At 37.1% G+C, this 17,476-nt stretch carries 14 protein-coding genes; 9 read left to right on the top strand and 5 right to left on the bottom strand.

The window, feature by feature from the left end; genetic code table 11:
- The first annotated feature begins 156 nt into the window (after positions 1–156).
- Positions 157–951 carry a DUF2797 domain-containing protein gene (locus BM361_RS05115; RefSeq protein ID WP_074977419.1) on the top strand — a complete coding sequence of 265 codons (795 nt, stop codon included), beginning with the start codon at positions 157–159 and terminating at the stop codon, positions 949–951.
- A 21-nt stretch (positions 952–972) separates the two neighbouring features.
- Here BM361_RS05115 and rpsU read toward each other — a convergent pair whose 3' ends face one another.
- On the bottom strand, positions 973–1,167 hold the full coding sequence (rpsU, locus tag BM361_RS05110; RefSeq protein WP_038266506.1) for a 30S ribosomal protein S21: 195 nt from the start codon (positions 1,165–1,167) through the stop codon (positions 973–975).
- A 269-nt stretch (positions 1,168–1,436) separates the two neighbouring features.
- Positions 1,437–2,123, bottom strand: coding sequence for a Crp/Fnr family transcriptional regulator (locus BM361_RS05105; RefSeq protein ID WP_038266508.1), 687 nt, complete (start codon positions 2,121–2,123; stop codon positions 1,437–1,439).
- A gap of 107 nt (positions 2,124–2,230) precedes the next feature.
- Here BM361_RS05105 and BM361_RS05100 point away from each other — a divergent pair, with 107 nt between their 5' ends.
- The 8 genes from BM361_RS05100 to BM361_RS05065 are packed head-to-tail and all read left to right on the top strand — an operon-like array spanning position 2,231 to position 10,757.
- Complete coding sequence (locus BM361_RS05100) at positions 2,231–4,612, top strand: heavy metal translocating P-type ATPase (RefSeq protein WP_074977417.1); 2,382 nt, start codon at positions 2,231–2,233, stop codon at positions 4,610–4,612.
- 58 nt (positions 4,613–4,670) lie between these two features.
- Positions 4,671–4,856: a cbb3-type cytochrome oxidase assembly protein CcoS gene (ccoS, locus tag BM361_RS05095; protein ID WP_038266512.1), complete on the top strand. Its 186-nt coding sequence runs from the start codon at positions 4,671–4,673 to the stop codon at positions 4,854–4,856.
- Positions 4,857–4,864: 8 nt separating this feature from the next.
- Positions 4,865–7,069: a cytochrome-c oxidase, cbb3-type subunit I gene (ccoN, locus tag BM361_RS05090; protein WP_074977415.1), complete on the top strand. Its 2,205-nt coding sequence runs from the start codon at positions 4,865–4,867 to the stop codon at positions 7,067–7,069.
- Positions 7,070–7,074: 5 nt separating this feature from the next.
- Positions 7,075–7,254 carry a cytochrome c oxidase subunit IV gene (locus BM361_RS05085; RefSeq protein ID WP_038266517.1) on the top strand — a complete coding sequence of 60 codons (180 nt, stop codon included), beginning with the start codon at positions 7,075–7,077 and terminating at the stop codon, positions 7,252–7,254.
- A gap of 3 nt (positions 7,255–7,257) precedes the next feature.
- Positions 7,258–8,136 (top strand): cbb3-type cytochrome c oxidase N-terminal domain-containing protein, encoded by an 879-nt coding sequence (locus BM361_RS05080; RefSeq protein WP_074977413.1) that lies wholly within the window; start codon positions 7,258–7,260, stop codon positions 8,134–8,136.
- 15 nt (positions 8,137–8,151) lie between these two features.
- Entirely contained in the window at positions 8,152–9,579 is a 1,428-nt protein-coding gene (ccoG, locus tag BM361_RS05075) for a cytochrome c oxidase accessory protein CcoG (protein WP_074977412.1), read from the top strand.
- Between the two features lie 21 nt (positions 9,580–9,600).
- Positions 9,601–10,047, top strand: a complete 447-nt coding sequence (locus BM361_RS05070; RefSeq protein WP_038266526.1) for a FixH family protein — start codon at positions 9,601–9,603, stop codon at positions 10,045–10,047.
- A 2-nt stretch (positions 10,048–10,049) separates the two neighbouring features.
- Positions 10,050–10,757, top strand: coding sequence for a sulfite exporter TauE/SafE family protein (locus BM361_RS05065; protein ID WP_074977410.1), 708 nt, complete (start codon positions 10,050–10,052; stop codon positions 10,755–10,757).
- Positions 10,758–11,051: 294 nt separating this feature from the next.
- On the opposite strand, the gene BM361_RS05060 is transcribed toward BM361_RS05065, so the two are convergent.
- From BM361_RS05060 to BM361_RS05050, 3 genes are all read right to left on the bottom strand, one after another.
- Positions 11,052–14,915 (bottom strand): TIM-barrel domain-containing protein, encoded by a 3,864-nt coding sequence (locus BM361_RS05060; RefSeq protein WP_074977819.1) that lies wholly within the window; start codon positions 14,913–14,915, stop codon positions 11,052–11,054.
- Between the two features lie 165 nt (positions 14,916–15,080).
- Positions 15,081–16,439 carry an oxygen-independent coproporphyrinogen III oxidase gene (gene hemN / locus BM361_RS05055; protein ID WP_074977408.1) on the bottom strand — a complete coding sequence of 453 codons (1,359 nt, stop codon included), beginning with the start codon at positions 16,437–16,439 and terminating at the stop codon, positions 15,081–15,083.
- A 75-nt stretch (positions 16,440–16,514) separates the two neighbouring features.
- Positions 16,515–17,372, bottom strand: a complete 858-nt coding sequence (locus BM361_RS05050; RefSeq protein ID WP_038266533.1) for a BadF/BadG/BcrA/BcrD ATPase family protein — start codon at positions 17,370–17,372, stop codon at positions 16,515–16,517.
- Positions 17,373–17,476: the final 104 nt, after the last annotated feature.

The following is a 17,476-nucleotide window of genomic DNA, read 5'->3' as shown; positions in this document are numbered from 1 at the left end:
ATTTATTCTCTTAACCCTAAAAATAATGATGCGATAGGACAATCCTCTGTCCTCATTTCAGGAAAGCACATTAAAATTATATATTCAGGTTTTGCAATATTTCCTTTGACATAAATTTAATGTACTTTTGGATAAAAATAGCAAAAATCTTTAAGCATGTACGAAGGTGTATTGACAAAAATGAAAACAGAGTTTTCCTCCCCTATTAATTACTTTCTCGAATTTGAAAATGAATTCATTCACATGAATCAACTATTGGACAGAAAGATAAAATTCACCTTTGTTAAGTTCGAATGTTTAAACTGTCATTTAGATAAAGAGATTTTTAGACAAGGATTTTGTAAGAGTTGCTTTTTTGAGGTACCACAAGCTGCAGATTGGATCTTAAAACCTGAATTGAGCAAAGCTCATTTGAATGAAGAAGAGCGCGATTTAGCCTTTGAAAAGAAAATGCAATTACAGCCTCATATTGTATACTTAGCACTTTCCAGTGATGTAAAGGTTGGAGTAACCCGGAAATCTCAAGTACCTACAAGATGGATTGACCAGGGAGCAAGCCAAGCCATTGAAGTTGTAGAAGTTCCAAACCGATATCTTGCAGGCATAACGGAAGTCGCCTTAAAAGAACACATGACTGATAAAACAAATTGGCGCAAAATGCTTACTAATGATATAATTGATGCCGATCTTATTGCCGAAAAAGATCGATTAGATGATTTTCTACCTGATGAAGTAAAGGAATATTATTTAGAGAACAATAAGAATTTGTTCGACCTGAACTACCCTGTTCTTGATTATCCCAAAAAAGTAAAAAGCTTAAACTTAAAAAAGACACCTGAGTACGAAGGTGTATTGAAAGGTATTAAAGGACAATACCTGATCTTTGAAGATCAGACTGTATTCAACATTAGAAGTTACGAAGGATTTGTAGTGAGGATAGATATTTATTAAACTATCCTCACCTTTATATCTTTAATCCTCGTTCTTTTTAGCCCATTCTTGTTTGTATGCAGCCTTAGCAACTTCTTCACGTCTTATTTGAGACTTCTTAGTAAAGTGCTGATTATCTCTCAGATTCTTTAACTGTTGCGTTTTTCTATACTTCTGCTTGTAGCGTTTTAGAGCTCTCTCAATACTCTCTCCTTGTTTAATCGGTATTATTAACATATATAAGAATTTTAAAGGTTCTACGACTGAAGACAACCTTATTACCGGAATTCACTTCAGTCTAACATCTCTTAAAATCAGCAAAGAATCAAAAAAACAAGAATAAATTGAGATACTTATCTGGAAGAATAACAAATTTCTACTTAAGATCAACTGTTGCCAATGGTGGTGCAAAGGTAATCGTTTAATTTTCAATTACACCATAGTTCTGAAATTAATTGAATCAAAACAATCGATTATACAGTTATTTAACTGTATAGAACACGTTTTTAAAACCCTTCAGCCACTCTTTCCAGCTCAGTTCGATTGGCAATTTTAATTTTTTTGCCATTGGTCTCAAGCATTCCCTTCTTAGAGAAATCAGATAGCATTCTGATTAAGGATTCTGTGGCTGTCCCCACCACATTTGAAATTTCTTCTCTGGATAAAGAAACTTTCAGGTATTGCTCCTTGTCTACCCCAAACTCTTCTTCAAATTCCAATAAAGCTCCGGCTAATCGTTGTTTCACACTTTTTTGAGCCATTTCCACAATAGCATCATCAGCCAGCTTAAGATCATGGCAAATATCTTTTATGATTTCTGCATTAAATTTAGAATTTTCCTTAAAGAATCGCATCACTTCTTCCTTTGGTATAAAGCAAACTTCCATTTCATCTATTGCCACCGCTGAAAGATTTACCGCTTCATCACTTATCAAACTTCTTTGACCAAGAAGGTCTCCTCTCTTAATGAATTTAACGATTTGATTTTTACCGTTCGGGCTCAGCTTGGTTAGTTTACAAATTCCCGACTTAATACAAAAAACACCATTAATGTGGTCACCTTCTTCGAATAAAGCCTCCCCCTTTTTAACAGAGTGAGAGGTCTTACAATTAGACATCCGCATAAGTTCATCCTTATCCAGTGCTCTTAATGCACTAAATTGTCTTACAATACATTGTTCACATTTACCCATGACACATAAACGCTTGATTTGGCGTCCCAAAATTACTACTTAGGTGACAAATATCATATTTTTTTGCTAAATTGATGTGAATCTTTGTACCAGGTAAAAGAGCAAGGATGATTAAACAATGTTTTCACTGTGGCACTGAGTGCGACACAAATTCTTTTGTATTCGACGCCAAAGATTTTTGTTGTAATGGCTGTAAAACTGTATATCAGATATTTTCTGAGAATGACCTCGCGGGATATTATGAAATGGAAAATTCCCCAGGGGCTACTCCAACTAACAACAAGGATAAATTTGACTTTTTAGACAATGACAACATTGTGGAAAAACTTCTTGAATTTAATGATGGACATACACAAATTGTTAATTTATACATTCCCCACATTCATTGCAGTTCGTGTATATGGGTCTTAGAAAACTTAAATAAACTCAACGATAATATAAAAAGCTCTTTGGTTAATTTCCCAAAGAAAACGGTTCGCATTACTTATAGTTCAGAAAGCATTTCACTTAAGGCGCTTGTCCTGCTGATCAGCGCTATTGGCTATGAGCCATATATCAGCCTGGAAGATTACCAAAAGAACAAAAAAGGAAAGGATCGAAGTTTAATTTATAAACTTGGAGTTGCCGGTTTCGCATTTGGAAATGTAATGCTTTTATCATTCCCTGAGTATTTTGAAGTCGATGAATTCTGGCTCAATCAGTATAAACCTTTTTTTAGGTGGATTATGTTCGTGTTATCACTCCCTGTTGTATTTTATGCTGCTTCAGACTATTTTATTTCTGCCTATAAGGGACTTCGTTCTAAAATCCTCAACATAGATATTCCAATTGCTCTTGGTATTGCCGTGTTATTTTTAAGGAGTACTTTCGAGATCGTGACAGATACGGGACAAGGTTTTTTTGATAGTTTAACCGGCCTCCTCTTCTTTTTACTCTTGGGCAAGTTTTTCCAGCAAAAGACCTATAATTTCCTTTCTTTTGAACGTGACTACAAAAGCTATTTCCCTATCGGAATCACCAAAATCAATTCCAACGGAAGCGAAGAAAGTATTCAGGTTTATGACATTAAGCAAGGGGATAAACTTCTTATCAGAAATGAAGAACTCATTCCCGTTGACGCTATCCTTTTAAAAGGAAAAGGTAAAATTGATTATAGTTTTGTTACCGGTGAAGCTGAGGCGGTTCGTAAATTCAGTGGAGATAAACTTTTCGCCGGAGGTAAACAAACTGGAGAGGCGATTGAATTAGAAGCTCTCAAGAGTGTCTCACAAAGTTATTTAACACAATTATGGAGTAACGATGTCTTCGCAAAAGATAAACACGAAGGGTTCATAAATGTAACCGATAGTATCAGTAAATATTTTACCATTATAATTTTAATCATCGCCTTTGGATCGGCCGGATTTTGGTTATGGTTTGACGCTCCAAAAGCAATGAATGTATTTACCTCCATTCTTATTGTAGCTTGCCCCTGCGCACTTGCCCTATCTGCCCCATTTACACTGGGAAATATGCTACGTATTTTCGGTAAAAATAAATTTTACTTAAAAAATGCTCATGTACTAGAACAACTGGCTAAAATAAACAGCATTATTTTCGACAAAACTGGCACCATAACTTCCAACAAAGAAACAAAAGTAACTTATGAAGGTGACCCACTTGATAACCGTGAGCAAACCCTTCTGAAAAACACACTAAGAAACTCAAATCACCCATTGAGTCGTCAATTGTACAGTATTCTTAAAGAGAATCAAATCATAACCCTTGATGAGTTTAATGAGTATAGCGGGAAAGGTATTGAAGCTTCTCACAATGATCAAACCATAAAACTGGGGTCTGCAGCATTTCTCAAGGCACCAGTTACTCAAAAATCACTAAAGACGGCTGTACACGTTGCCACCAATGACAATTATAAGGGGATGTACACCTTTTACAACTCCTACCGAAAAGGACTATCGAAATTATTCAATAGTTTAAAGAATTCCTATGAGATGACCATTCTTTCTGGAGATAATGAGAGCGAACGAGGGAATCTTGAAAAACTACTTCCTCCGGGAACTAAATTATTCTTCAATCAAAAACCAGATGAAAAATTAAATTATATAAAATACCATCAAGCAGAAGGAGCTAATATCATGATGGTTGGTGATGGTTTAAACGATGCGGGGGCCCTCAGACAAAGTAATGTTGGGATTGCTATAGCGGAAAATGTAAATGTATTTACTCCTGCTTCTGATGCTATTCTGGACGCCTCAAAATTTGATTTAATTCCACGGTATTTATGGGCGAGTAAAAAGGCAATGAAAGTTATAATTGCCAGTTTCATTTTATCCTTCTTATATAATACTGTTGGACTGGCCTTTGCCATCAGTGGAAATTTATCTCCGGTAATCGCTGCTATACTCATGCCTTTAAGCTCCATTAGTATTGTTGCTTTCACCACGATAATGACCAACTTGATTGGAAAGAATTTAAATAAACGAATATGACAAATATCATCTTTTATGGATTTCGCGAAAGTTACATTTGTCGAGTAATCTCACAGGTATGAGTGTTATCTATATTTTAATTACAGTTAGTATAGCTGTGGCTGTAGTATTTTTTATTGCATTTGTCACGGCCGTAAAAAGAGGACAGTTTGATGATGACTATACCCCATCTATACGTATGCTCTTTGAAGACGAACTTGTAAAAGACAAAAAGAAAACTAATCAACAATCAAGTAATAAATAATCATAATTATGGAAGTGCAACAATTTTACTACGACAACAAAATTGTTAAAAAGTTTCTCTATGCCACCATGCTATGGGGTGTAGTAGGAATGTTGATAGGCTTACTTCTAGCCTTATTATTTTTATTTCCGAATTTAACCGAAGATATACCATGGTTAAGTTTTGGTCGATTAAGACCCTTACACACCAATGCGGTAATCTTTGCATTTGTTGGAAATGCCATTTTTGCTGGGGTATATTATTCCTTGCAACGCCTCTTAAAGGCAAGGATGTTCAGTGATTTTTTAAGCAATCTTAATTTCTGGGGATGGCAATTGATCATTGTTGCTGCAGCCATTTCCTTACCTCTTGGTTACACAACTTCTAAAGAATATGCTGAACTGGAGTGGCCAATCGATATTGCTATAGCCTTAATCTGGGTTGCCTTTGGGGTGAACATGATAGGTACAATTTTACGCAGAAGACAGCGTCATTTATATGTTGCGATCTGGTTTTACATAGCCACCTTCGTAACCGTTGCAGTACTCCATATTTTTAATAGTTTAGAACTTCCGGTTAGTGCCATGAAAAGTTATTCTGTTTACGCAGGTGTACAGGATGCACTTGTACAATGGTGGTACGGGCACAATGCAGTGGCCTTCTTTTTAACTACTCCGTTCTTAGGACTAATGTATTATTTTGTACCCAAGGCTGCAGATCGACCTGTGTATTCGTATCGATTATCAATTGTGCACTTCTGGTCGTTAATCTTTATTTATATCTGGGCTGGACCTCACCACTTGTTATACACCTCACTTCCTGATTGGGCTCAAAACCTTGGGGTTGTGTTTTCAGTAATGCTGATTGCTCCTTCATGGGGAGGTATGATTAACGGACTCTTAACCTTAAGAGGGGTTTGGGATAAAGTTCGTACAGACCCTGTTTTAAAGTTCATGGTTGTGGCCATCACTGGTTATGGTATGGCGACCTTCGAAGGTCCTATGCTATCGTTAAAAAATGTAAATGCCATTGCTCACTTTACTGACTGGATTATTGCTCACGTTCACGTTGGGGCTTTAGCATGGAATGGATTCCTAACCTTTGGTATGATCTATTATTTGGTTCCAAAAATGTTTAAAACCAAATTATACTCAATACCTATGGCAAACTTCCATTTCTGGATCGGCACCCTTGGTATTATACTATATGCACTTCCGATGTATATCGCTGGTTTTGTTCAGGCTTCCATGTGGAAAGAATTCAACCCCGACGGAACTCTTGTCTATGGAAACTTCCTGGAAACAGTTACACAAATCATTCCTATGTACTGGATGCGTGCGATTGGTGGGTCTTTATATATTGTTGGGGTATTAGTAGGTATCTACAATGCAATTCAAACCATCAGAAGAGGCTCTAAAGTCGAAGATGAATTGGCGGAAGCGCCTGCACTAGCACGAGTATCTAAAGGGCGTGTTGCTGGAGAAACTTTCCATACATGGCTCGAAAGAAAACCTGTTCAACTTACCATATTAGCCACCATCGCTATTTTAATAGGAGGTGTTATTCAGATTGTTCCAACAATTATGGTTAAATCAAACATTCCTACAATTACAAGTGTTAAACCATACACCCCTCTTGAATTGGAAGGTAGAGACCTTTATATCAGGGAAGGCTGTGTCTCTTGTCACTCACAGATGGTAAGACCATTTAGAAGTGAAACCGAACGCTATCAGGGAGAATACTCTAAAGCAGGTGAATACGTATACGATCATCCTTTCCTATGGGGTAGTAAACGGACCGGACCGGACCTGATGCGTGTTGGAGGAAAATATTCAGACAACTGGCACTTTAATCATATGTATGATCCCCAAAGTACCTCATCAGGAAGTATCATGCCTTCTTACAAATGGCTTATCCGAAATAAATTAGACAAGTCAGACACAGAAGCTAAGATGGAAGCCATGGTTAAACTGGGCGTTCCTTATACCGACGAGGATATTGCCAATGCACAAAAAAGCATGAAGGAACAAGGTGCTAAAATTGAAGAAAGCCTTCATAATGATCCCGACTTTGTAACCAGTTATCAGGAAGACAAACGAATTGCCCAGGAATATGGTGAAGAGTTTGTTGAAATGAAAGACCGTGAAATCGTTGCAATAATAGCTTATCTGCAGCGGTTAGGAACTGATATCAAAATAAAGAACAGTACAGAAGAAGCTACAACTAAAAATTAACAACGATGTTTAAATTTATAAAAGATCATGTGGCTACCATTGATGGAATTCAGATTTATCCCATCATATCGCTCTCTATATTCTTTGTATTCTTTGTAGCCTTGTTTTGGTGGGTATTTACAGCCAAAAAGGAATACATCAAGAAAGTAAGTCAATTTCCATTAGACAACCAAGAAAACAATTAACAGATGAAAAGTTTTGCATCATATTTACGTGTCATCGCTATAACCTCAATTGTATTTATTGCCGCAGAGTACTTAATAGACTCTGGTGAAAAACCTGCATTTATCGAGTACCCAATGGTATCGGTATTCATATTACTTTTTGCCATCATACTTATAGGTATTGAGATTATGGTAGGTTCTATGAATTCGCTTGCCGATGCAATAATGACAGAGGATCAGAAGAAAGCAATTGAGCTCAAAAGAGCTAAAGCCAGAAAAAATGCCTGGTATCTAAAACTTGAAAAAAGACTTACTAAAGCACAACCAATAGAGGCTGAAGGTGAAATTATTTTAGACCACAACTACGATGGTATTAGAGAACTAGACAATTCATTACCTCCCTGGTGGGTTTATGGCTTCTACATCTCGATTGTATTTGCAGTAATATACCTTGCCAAATATCATATCTTCGATGGGAACACACAGGCCGAGGAGTATGAACAGGCGATGGCTAAGGCGAAAATAGAGATTGAAGAATACAAGAGAACCGCCAAAGACCTCATCGATGCCAATACTGTAGAATTGCTGACGGAAGCAAGTGACCTCAACGCAGGTAAAAGTATATTCCAAACGAATTGTGTCGCGTGCCACATGGCTGATGGTGGTGGTGGTATCGGACCTAATTTAACTGACGAATACTGGATTTTAGGAGGTGGCATTAAAAATGTTTTCCGTACAATTTCTGAAGGAGGTAGAGACGGGAAAGGAATGGTCGCCTGGAAGCAATCCTTAAAACCTTCAGAAGTTGCTCAGGTGGCTAGTTATGTACTTAGCCTGGAGGGAACAACTCCTGCCAATCCAAAAGCTCCGGAAGGAGAAATCTGGACACCCGAAGAAGAATAATCAGAAAGTACAAGCATGGGTCAAAACACCGAAAATAAAGAAGCTTTTAGAGACTCCATTGGTACCGTAACCAAAGAAGGCAAAAGAGCTTGGGTTCATCCTAAGAAGCCAAGTGGAAACTATTATAAATACAGAAAGTATGTTAGTTATTTTCTCTTAGCCTTCTTATTTCTGGCTCCCTTTATCAAAATAAACGGAAATCAGTTCTTACTGTTCAATGTGCTGGAAAGACGATATAATATTTTCGGACTGCCTTTTTGGCCTCAGGATTTCTACTTGTTTGTAATTTCGATGATCATAGGGGTGGTATTTATCACCCTGTTTACCGTTGCCTTCGGACGAATCTTTTGTGGATGGATCTGTCCTCAGACCATTTTCATGGAAATGGTTTTTAGAAGAATTGAATATTGGATCGATGGCGACCGCGGAGCTCAAATCCGATTGGCCAAACAATCCTGGAATGCAGAGAAAATCAGAAAAAGGCTTATAAAGTGGTTTATCTTCTTTATTATCTCCTTTGTTATCGCCAACATATTTCTAGCTTATTTAATAGGGAGCGATCAACTATTGAGATATATACTTGAAGGACCTAAAAACCATTCGAGCACTTTAGTTTCGCTCTTTATTTTTACCGGGGTTTTCTATTTTATTTTTGCATGGTTTAGAGAACAGGTCTGCATAATCGCATGTCCTTACGGTAGACTTCAAGGAGTTCTACTCGACAATAAATCGATTGTGGTAGCTTATGATTACAAGCGAGGTGAAGGTAAAAATGGAAGAAAGAAGTTTAGAAAAAACGAAGACAGAAATGCCTTGGGACATGGCGATTGCATTGATTGCTCTCAATGTGTACATGTATGTCCGACGGGAATTGACATCAGGAACGGAACACAACTGGAATGTGTGAACTGCACAGCGTGCATCGATGCATGCGACCATATCATGGAAAGCGTAGGCTATCCTAAGGGACTTATTAGATATGCCAGCATTGAAAACATTGAGAAAAAAACACCGTTCAGACTATCCCCACGAATGAAAGGATATATCGCAGTATTAACCATTCTGACCGGCCTTTTAATTGGAATGCTCTTTTTAAGAAATGACGTAGAGGCTACAGTTCTAAGGTTACCCGGGCAATTATACGAACACAAAGGAGACTATCTAATCAGCAATGTTTACACTTATAAGATTATCAATAAAACGGTAAGAAACATAGATAGTGTACAGATTAAACTCATGTCTCCTAAAGGCGAAGTAAAATCGGTAGGTAATAAGGTGTTCAGTATACCAAGGGAAGGATTGGCCGAAGGAACCTTATTTATTGAAATTGACAAAGGGTTACTTGAAAACGATAAAACCAAGGTTAAGCTTGGTATTTACAGTGGGGATACATTAATAGAAACAACAAGCGCTACCTTTTTAGGGCCAAGAAGCTACAGGTAGTTTAGATAAAAACAGGAAAACATGAAATTTAATTGGGGAACAGGAATAGTTATAGCCTTTGCACTTTTTATATCCTTCATAATGTATTTCGTTATTACGATGAGTACAGATGACAAATACGATCATGACCTTGTCACAGAACAATACTATAAAAAGGAACTAGCGTTTCAGGAGAAATTAGACAGGGAACAAAAAACAATCAATCTGGGTTATGAAATCCAAATCGATAAAAACAGTGAAGGTCTATTAATCAAATTCCCCAAAGAAGTAACAGACACTGAAATATCTGGAAAAGTGTTCCTATACAGGCCATCTAATAAACAATTGGATTTTGAAATTCCATTTTCTACGTCCAATCATCTATTGCTCATACCTGACAACCGTTTGTTAGATGGCCGCTGGAACATTGAAATCGACTGGAAATTCAAGGATGCTTCTATGTTAAGCACAAAGGAAATCTCTTATTAATAATGCTTCTATCGGCGATCATATTAGGTTTTTTAGGCAGCTTTCACTGTGTAGGCATGTGTGGGCCCATCGCCTTTGTTTTGCCATTAGACAGGAGTAACCAGTTAAAAAAAATAAGTCAATTATTTTTGTATCACTTTGGTCGATTACTCAGCTATTCGGCTATTGGCTTTATGTTTGGTTTTGTCGGAAAGGGGCTTTACCTCAGTGGTCTTCAACAAAGGTTATCTATTGTTATTGGGGTTTTGATGATTGCCATCGCGATTATCCCCTACCGTATTTTTCAAAAATATAATTTTTCAAGACCCGTTTTTAAAATTATTTCCAGTGTAAAATCGGGTTTAGGTAAGCAACTGAAAAAAAAGAGTTACAGGGCTTTGTTCTCCATTGGGGTCTTAAATGGTTTCTTACCTTGCGGCCTTATTTACATGGCTTTATTCGGAGCCATTGCCATGGGCCAGCCTACCTTAAGCGCATCTTATATGTTTCTCTTTGGTTTAGGGACCATTCCATTAATGAGTGGAGCTGCATATTTAGGAAACTTTTTATCAGGTACGGCTCGTAAAAGGATTCAAAAAGCTATTCCTGTTTTTGTGATTATTATAGGTGCTTTTTTTGTTTTAAGAGGTATGGGACTGGGGATACCATATATCTCTCCCTCAAACCTTAGCCTTATGGTGAAGCCCACTCCTGATTGTGTTGTACCCTAAAGATCTCTTCAGCAATTCAAATAATAAGTATCTATGCTATCTGCAAACCAATTGCCGGCAAGGCTATATATCATGTACATACGCATACCCTATTTACTTTCCTGCATTTGCCCTTTAGGTAAATATGCACAATAGACGCTTTATTTATACTCTATCCATACTCTATCCATACTCTATCCATACTTTATCCATACTGTATGACCGGGCCTAGAGTACTTAAAAGCACCTTCAAAGCTTTTTGAAGGTATCTTTAAATTAAGATATAAAAAAAGGGGGTGAGCCCCCCTTTTTTATTTAAAAAGTAACTGCATTTAATTCTTTATCGACCAGAATTACCTTCTCAAGATCCAGATCAATTTTTAATTTTCTTTTTGCTTTAAAGCGAATCAAAAATAAATCCTTATCACCCGATAATGTTTGCTTTTCACCAATATTCACAAAGGTTGGATATAAAACACGTTCTCCATCAGAATGCAACCTATTATTGGTTAGGTTTTCCATGGCTACCGTACTTTTAGGTTGTATCGCTACAAATTCGTAATCCTGCTCATTATACGGGATTGCCATGCTCAAGGCGTTAACAGCCTTAAGACCTTTACCTTTAACACGTACCTCTATAATTTCTCCCTTACTATAAGTCTTTTTATTGGTTGTAAAGGTAAGTTCCCCTGTCACATTCTCATTACTATCACCTTCTACCCCACCTTCTAATTGGGTTGCCACTACTGAAATATCGTAGGCATCGATAAGGTTATTTTTATTCACATCACCTATACTTACATAGCCTTCAAAATCAGCATCACCCTTTCTTAACCCTGTATAATTTGTATACGAGGTTAAATCGTTATTGTCTATAATGCCATCATTATTGATATCTCCCGGCAGATAACTTTCTGTTCCAGGAACTTTAAAGACATATAATTCTCGTCCTGATCCATAGCCTCCTACACCTTCTTCAATCTTAATTTTAATAAAGCGTGCTGTAGGTTGCTTCGCAAACTCAAAAGTCTTGGTTTCATTATTTCTTTCCCAATCTATACTACCTGCTTCCGTCCAGGTTACCTTATCGTTACTGTAATAAACTTTTCCTTTTAACCATATACCGTTTCCACCGCTTCTTCTTGGCAGGTATTGAAATTTATCTAACTGATTAAAAGTCTTCAAGTCGATAACCAGATCAAAAGGGATGGCATCTTCACCCCATTTTGTATGCCACTGATTTCCCTCATCAAAATCAAAAAACTTTGAAATTCCATAACCTCCCTGATTTTTAACTGAAGTTACAGCCTCTATATTCTGAATCGCGAACTCTAAAGGATTCGATGCTGTTTGTGCTGAAAATTGCGTCCACTCTGAAACCCCGTCCTTATTAACAGCCCTTAACTTAAATGTATAGGAGGTTTCAGGCTGTAGTCCTTCAAAAAGCAATGACTTATCTTTAATGGTGGTATATTGCATATTGTTGAACAATATCTCGTAATAGTCGGCATTTGCCACCTCATTCCATGAAGGCTTTAAGGTGTAGGCCTGTATATGATCTTCAGCTACCTGTGCATTATCAGGAGTTTGTAAAGGTCCCTGAGTAACTTTTTGATTGTTTTGAGGCTTAAATTCAAACCCTTTTAAATGCAGCGCAATTTCGGCAGAAGAAATATCTACCTTTTCCACTTTAACAATCAATCTTGGATTTTTAATCAGTTGAACGTTTTCAAAATCACTTCCTTCAGTTGAAAATTGATTAAAATCCGGCTGTTTTTCGTAGAAATATACATTGGTTGCACTTTTCAAGTCTTCCTTGGTAGCAACCTCCTTCAATTTCACTTTCTTTCCTGCTACTTTTACAACTACTTTTTTAGGTTTTTTAGTGACATTGATCCTGAATTCTGTCGACTTCTCTTTTTCAAACCCGGTATAATTTCCCGTTGAAGGATGAATCGTTACTAAAACATTATTCTTCTTGTCAACTTTAGACTCTATAAGGGTATATGCTCCTTCTCCTTTTTTGTAAGCTTCGGTAACACCATCGTCATCATACTCTTTAAAAGAAGATGTTTGATAGGGATATAATTCATAAATACGTTCTTCCGTATTTATTTCGGAAGGGTTGTTATTAGGATTCACCATTGGGATAATGGCTCCTCTTTTCACAAAAACAGGCAACTTCCAGATCGGGCTTGAAAAACTATTAATTATTTGATTCCCTTCAAATTGTTCCCCTGTAAAATAATCTACCCATAAACCTTCCGGAAGGTAAATTCCATTACGAATATCATTCCCCTTTTCATCCATTTTGGTTTCCTGATAAATTGGTGCCACCAAAAATGCAGGTCCGTACATGAATTGATATTGCGTTGTCACACCCTGTGTATAGGCATTTTCATCCTCCAGGAACATCGCTCTGATCATTGGCAACCCATCCACTGATTCTTTGGCTATACTATAGGCATAGGGTAAAAGTTCAGATTTTAATTTCAGGTAGTTTCTGTTAATGGATGTCGTCGGTTCCCCAAGTGCCTGCGGATACTTTTCATTAGCTCCCCATCCATCCATATTCAACTGCATAGGGGTAAATGTTTTCCATTGAAAATCTCTTGCATTTACGAATGGATTCTTTCCTCCGAAAATTCCATCCATGTCAGAGGTAATATTTGGCTGTCCAGATAACCCGGAACCGATATAGGTTGGTATATGAAAACGGATGTATTCCCAGACTCCTCCAGTTTGGTCTCCTGACCAAATACCAGCATAACGCTGAGTACCTGCCCAACCATCGAGTGAAATAATAAAAGGTCTGGCATCATTACCATACTCAGGCATAATTTCTCCAACATCCGCAACGCCATTCAAGCCAAAGGAATAACCTGCACCAACCCATGCAACATCCGTTTTAAGAACTCGTACCCCGGCATCTCTCACTTCCTTAACGATGTCTCTTTGCAAAAGGGCACTTACCCCCTCTTTAGGATGTAAATCAGATTGTGTCCACAAGCCTATTTCAACACCTCTTGAACGTGCATAATCTCCAAATTCCTTAAGGTTTTTAATGTTTCCATCTAAAGTTTCCGTTTGTCCATAACCAGCACCATAGCCATCATTAGGAAGTATCCATCCTAATGGCATATCATTATCCAGGTAGCGATCTACTGCTGCACGTGCTGAAAACTGATAATTATCTTTCTCTCCGTTAAGCGACTCCTTGATTCCTCCATTATCTTTTTGACTCTCTTTATAACGCTTCCCATCTTCAAAGAGAATTCCTTTTTCATCTTCTTTCCAAAAGTCGCGATTGTATGCATTCAAATGACCTTGATAAAAGCCAAACTTTGGAAGTAAGACAGGATTACCCGTTAATTGGTAGAAATCATTTAACAAGGGCGAAACGCCATCATTAATCATAAAAAATACATCCAGATAATCCGTTTCATGGTAAAGCTTAACCTCACCCTCTTGTTTAGCTCCAAAATCGTATTTTCCTTTTTTAAAGGAATGCCACATAAAACCATATCCTTTAGATGACCAATAATACGGGGTTGGTGAAGCTACACCTCCATCGGTCCAACTATTTTGATTTTCTATAGCGATTGCTTTCCCTTTATGTGAGAATCGACCATTTTGAACGCCTCCTCCATAGAAGAATTCATTGGAATGTTCTTTCAATGCAATTTCTACTTTGTCATCAAGAAATTCTATCGGCTTCAGCGTTTCCAAAACGGTAACATTTAATTTCAGATCAGTTACACTAAAAGTTCCGTTATTTTTATGAAGCGAAACTTTTACCCTCGGAGTTGTAAGATCATAGGTGTCTTCCGTTTCTGAAATCTTTAATTCAGTAATCTTTTTTCTTGGATTATCCACCAGGATATTTGCTTCCGGCTCTGCTTTCGGCGGTCTCATACCCTTTCCTGAATTGTCCTGAAATAGTCTGAAAATATGATCAGCATAAAAATCAGCAAACATTAGGTTAGTATCAGAAAACGTAATTTTCACGGTTGTCTGATTGATCTTCTCTACCGAAGAGATCTTTACATCCTTTTTATCCTGAATTGAAGCAGTGATATTTTCACCGTTATTATGTGCTAAAATTTGACTTGGAGACAAGCCCCATAAAAAAGCAAACAAAACAAAATAAAAACGATTAATAGGTTTAATTATTTTCATTACCTTATTTTTTAACATAAAATCATACTGCAATGATAAACATCATTTAAGTAGAAAAGCAATTTATTTTGTTAAAGTTACCATTTTAGGCCGTCGGTAATGTAAATAAAAAAAGAGCCGAACCTAAGCTCGACTCTCTACCCTACATATCTGATGTCTTTTCAACTAGACTGTCATAGAAAATAGCTCTCTATCAGGTTTATTACGTTGTAAAAGCACATCGAAAGCCATACATATATTTCTTATAAACGGTTTTCCTTCATCGGTGACGATCAGCTCTTTTTCCTTTAAAATCAAAAACCCATCTTGTTTTAGTTCTTCCAGGCTTTCAAGTACGTCAGGCAACTGCTCAAAATAATCTTCATTTTTATCCCAACTTGTTCGGAGCTGACACATTAGATTAAGGATATGTTTCCTAATAATAAGGTCTTCTTCGTTCAAACAGTGCCCCCTGTAAACCGGCAAAACATTATTTTCAACCAGGTGGGTATACTCTTCAATACTTTTTACGTTCTGTGCAAAGGCATACCAGCTATCACTGATACTGGAAGCTCCAAGACCAATCATTAAATTTGTTTTAGAAGCGGTGTAGCCCATAAAATTTCGGTGAAGATTACCATTGTTCATCGAATGATAAAGTGCATCTGTCTTCAGCGCAAAATGATCCATTCCAATTTCAACATAACCTAACTCGGAAAACAGCTTTTTCCCGATTTCGTATAAAATTCTTTTTTCTTCTCCACCAGGCAGGTTTTCTTCACTAAATCCGCGTTGTCCATTCCCTTTCATCCACGGTACATGAGCATAGCTATAAAAGGCAATTCGATCAGGCATTAACTGAATAGTTTTATTGATCGTTTCTATAACATCGCCAAGGGTTTGAAAAGGCAATCCAAAAACCAGGTCATGACTTACCGAGGTATATCCAATTTCTCTGGCTTCTTCGGTAGCTCGTTTTACATTTTCAAAAGGTTGAATTCTATTGATTGCCTTTTGAACCTGAAGCGAATAATCCTGAACACCATAACTGACTCTTCTGAAGCCCAAGTCATACAAAGTCTGTAAATGTTCACGGGTAGTATTGTTCGGATGCCCCTCGAAACTAAATTCATAGCCTTCAGCCCGTTTGGCATATTTAAAGATTCCGTGAATTAATTTTTTTAGATTCTCTGAAGAAAAGAATGTCGGCGTACCTCCTCCCAAATGAATTTCTTTAATTCTCGGAGTACTTCCTAGTATATCGCAATACATTTTCCATTCTTTCAAGAGTGTTTCGATATAAGGCTCTTCGACCTCATGCCTTTTTGTAATGCGTTTATGGCATCCACAAAAAGTGCATAAACTTTCACAAAACGGTAAATGTATATATAAACTAATCCCTTCCTGCTGATTACTTTCAAGGAATGATTTCTTAAATGAATTTATCCATTTTTTAGCAGAAAAGGTATTGACATCCCAGTAGGGTACTGTTGGGTAACTAGTATACCTTGGACCGGGAACATTATATTTCTGAATTAAATCCATACCTTAAAGTAGCTTTGAATGACCAAAACTACTTTAAGGGGATTCTTTATACTATGACAAATATCAGTTTGTTAATTAACTGGCAACTTTTGAAGTATGATAGCGTACCAATCCATCAATGGGTCGCCTAACAAATTTACCTGTTTGAATACCGTGCTCTTTCAGTACTTCTGTAATTTGATCTTTAGCATAATAAGCAATAGATCCCACAAAATGAGCAGGTTTGGTGAGCAATTCCTCTCTAAACAGCATCAAATGAGACTTTAAAAATGATAAAGCCGCCTCTTTTAGGAGTGCTTGAAAAAAAGGTTCTTCAATATTCTCGAATAAAAACTTTGCAAAAGAGGCTAAATACGCATTAGGATTCGCCTTTTTGTATAGTTTCTTTTTTACTTTGGTTGGATCAAGGTCATATTCTACTCTAAACTTATCTGCCAAATATTCTGGCATTTGCTTGAAGTAATAAGCCCTTAAAAGCTGTTTCCCTATAAAATTCCCACTGGCATCATCCATAATTGTATACCCTAAAGAAGGCATTCTTGTATAGATCTCTTTACCATCAAAATAACAGCAGTTAGATCCTGTACCCAATATACACACTACACCTGCTTCTTCGGTACATGCATAAACAGCGGCTGCCAAATCTTCTTTTACATCTATAACTTCAGCTTCAACAAAAAACCTTTTAAAGGCTTTAGCTAAACCTTTTTGCTGTTTTTCCATTCCACATCCAGCACCGTAAAAAAACACTTTTTTCACTTCTGCTTTATGGGATGACAGCTCTGGGGATTCGGCAATCCTCTCCACTACTTCCTTTTTTGAAAGCAACGCCGGGTTGACTCCTTTGGTACGTGTTTTAAAAAGTGTATTTCCCGTTTCGTCTACCGCTATCCAATCACACTTAGTAGAACCTCCATCCGCTATTAAAATCATAATACTTTAGTAATAATATCTTCTAAACGCCTCTATTGCGGCATAATCTGCTAATCCTAATTGGTGGTATTTACCAGCTGTTTCTTTATTTCTTTCTTCGGCTC

It is taken from the genome of Zhouia amylolytica (assembly GCF_900116365.1).
Lineage (GTDB): Bacteria > Bacteroidota > Bacteroidia > Flavobacteriales > Flavobacteriaceae > Zhouia > Zhouia amylolytica.
This window is presented reverse-complemented; position numbering and strand designations above follow the sequence as displayed.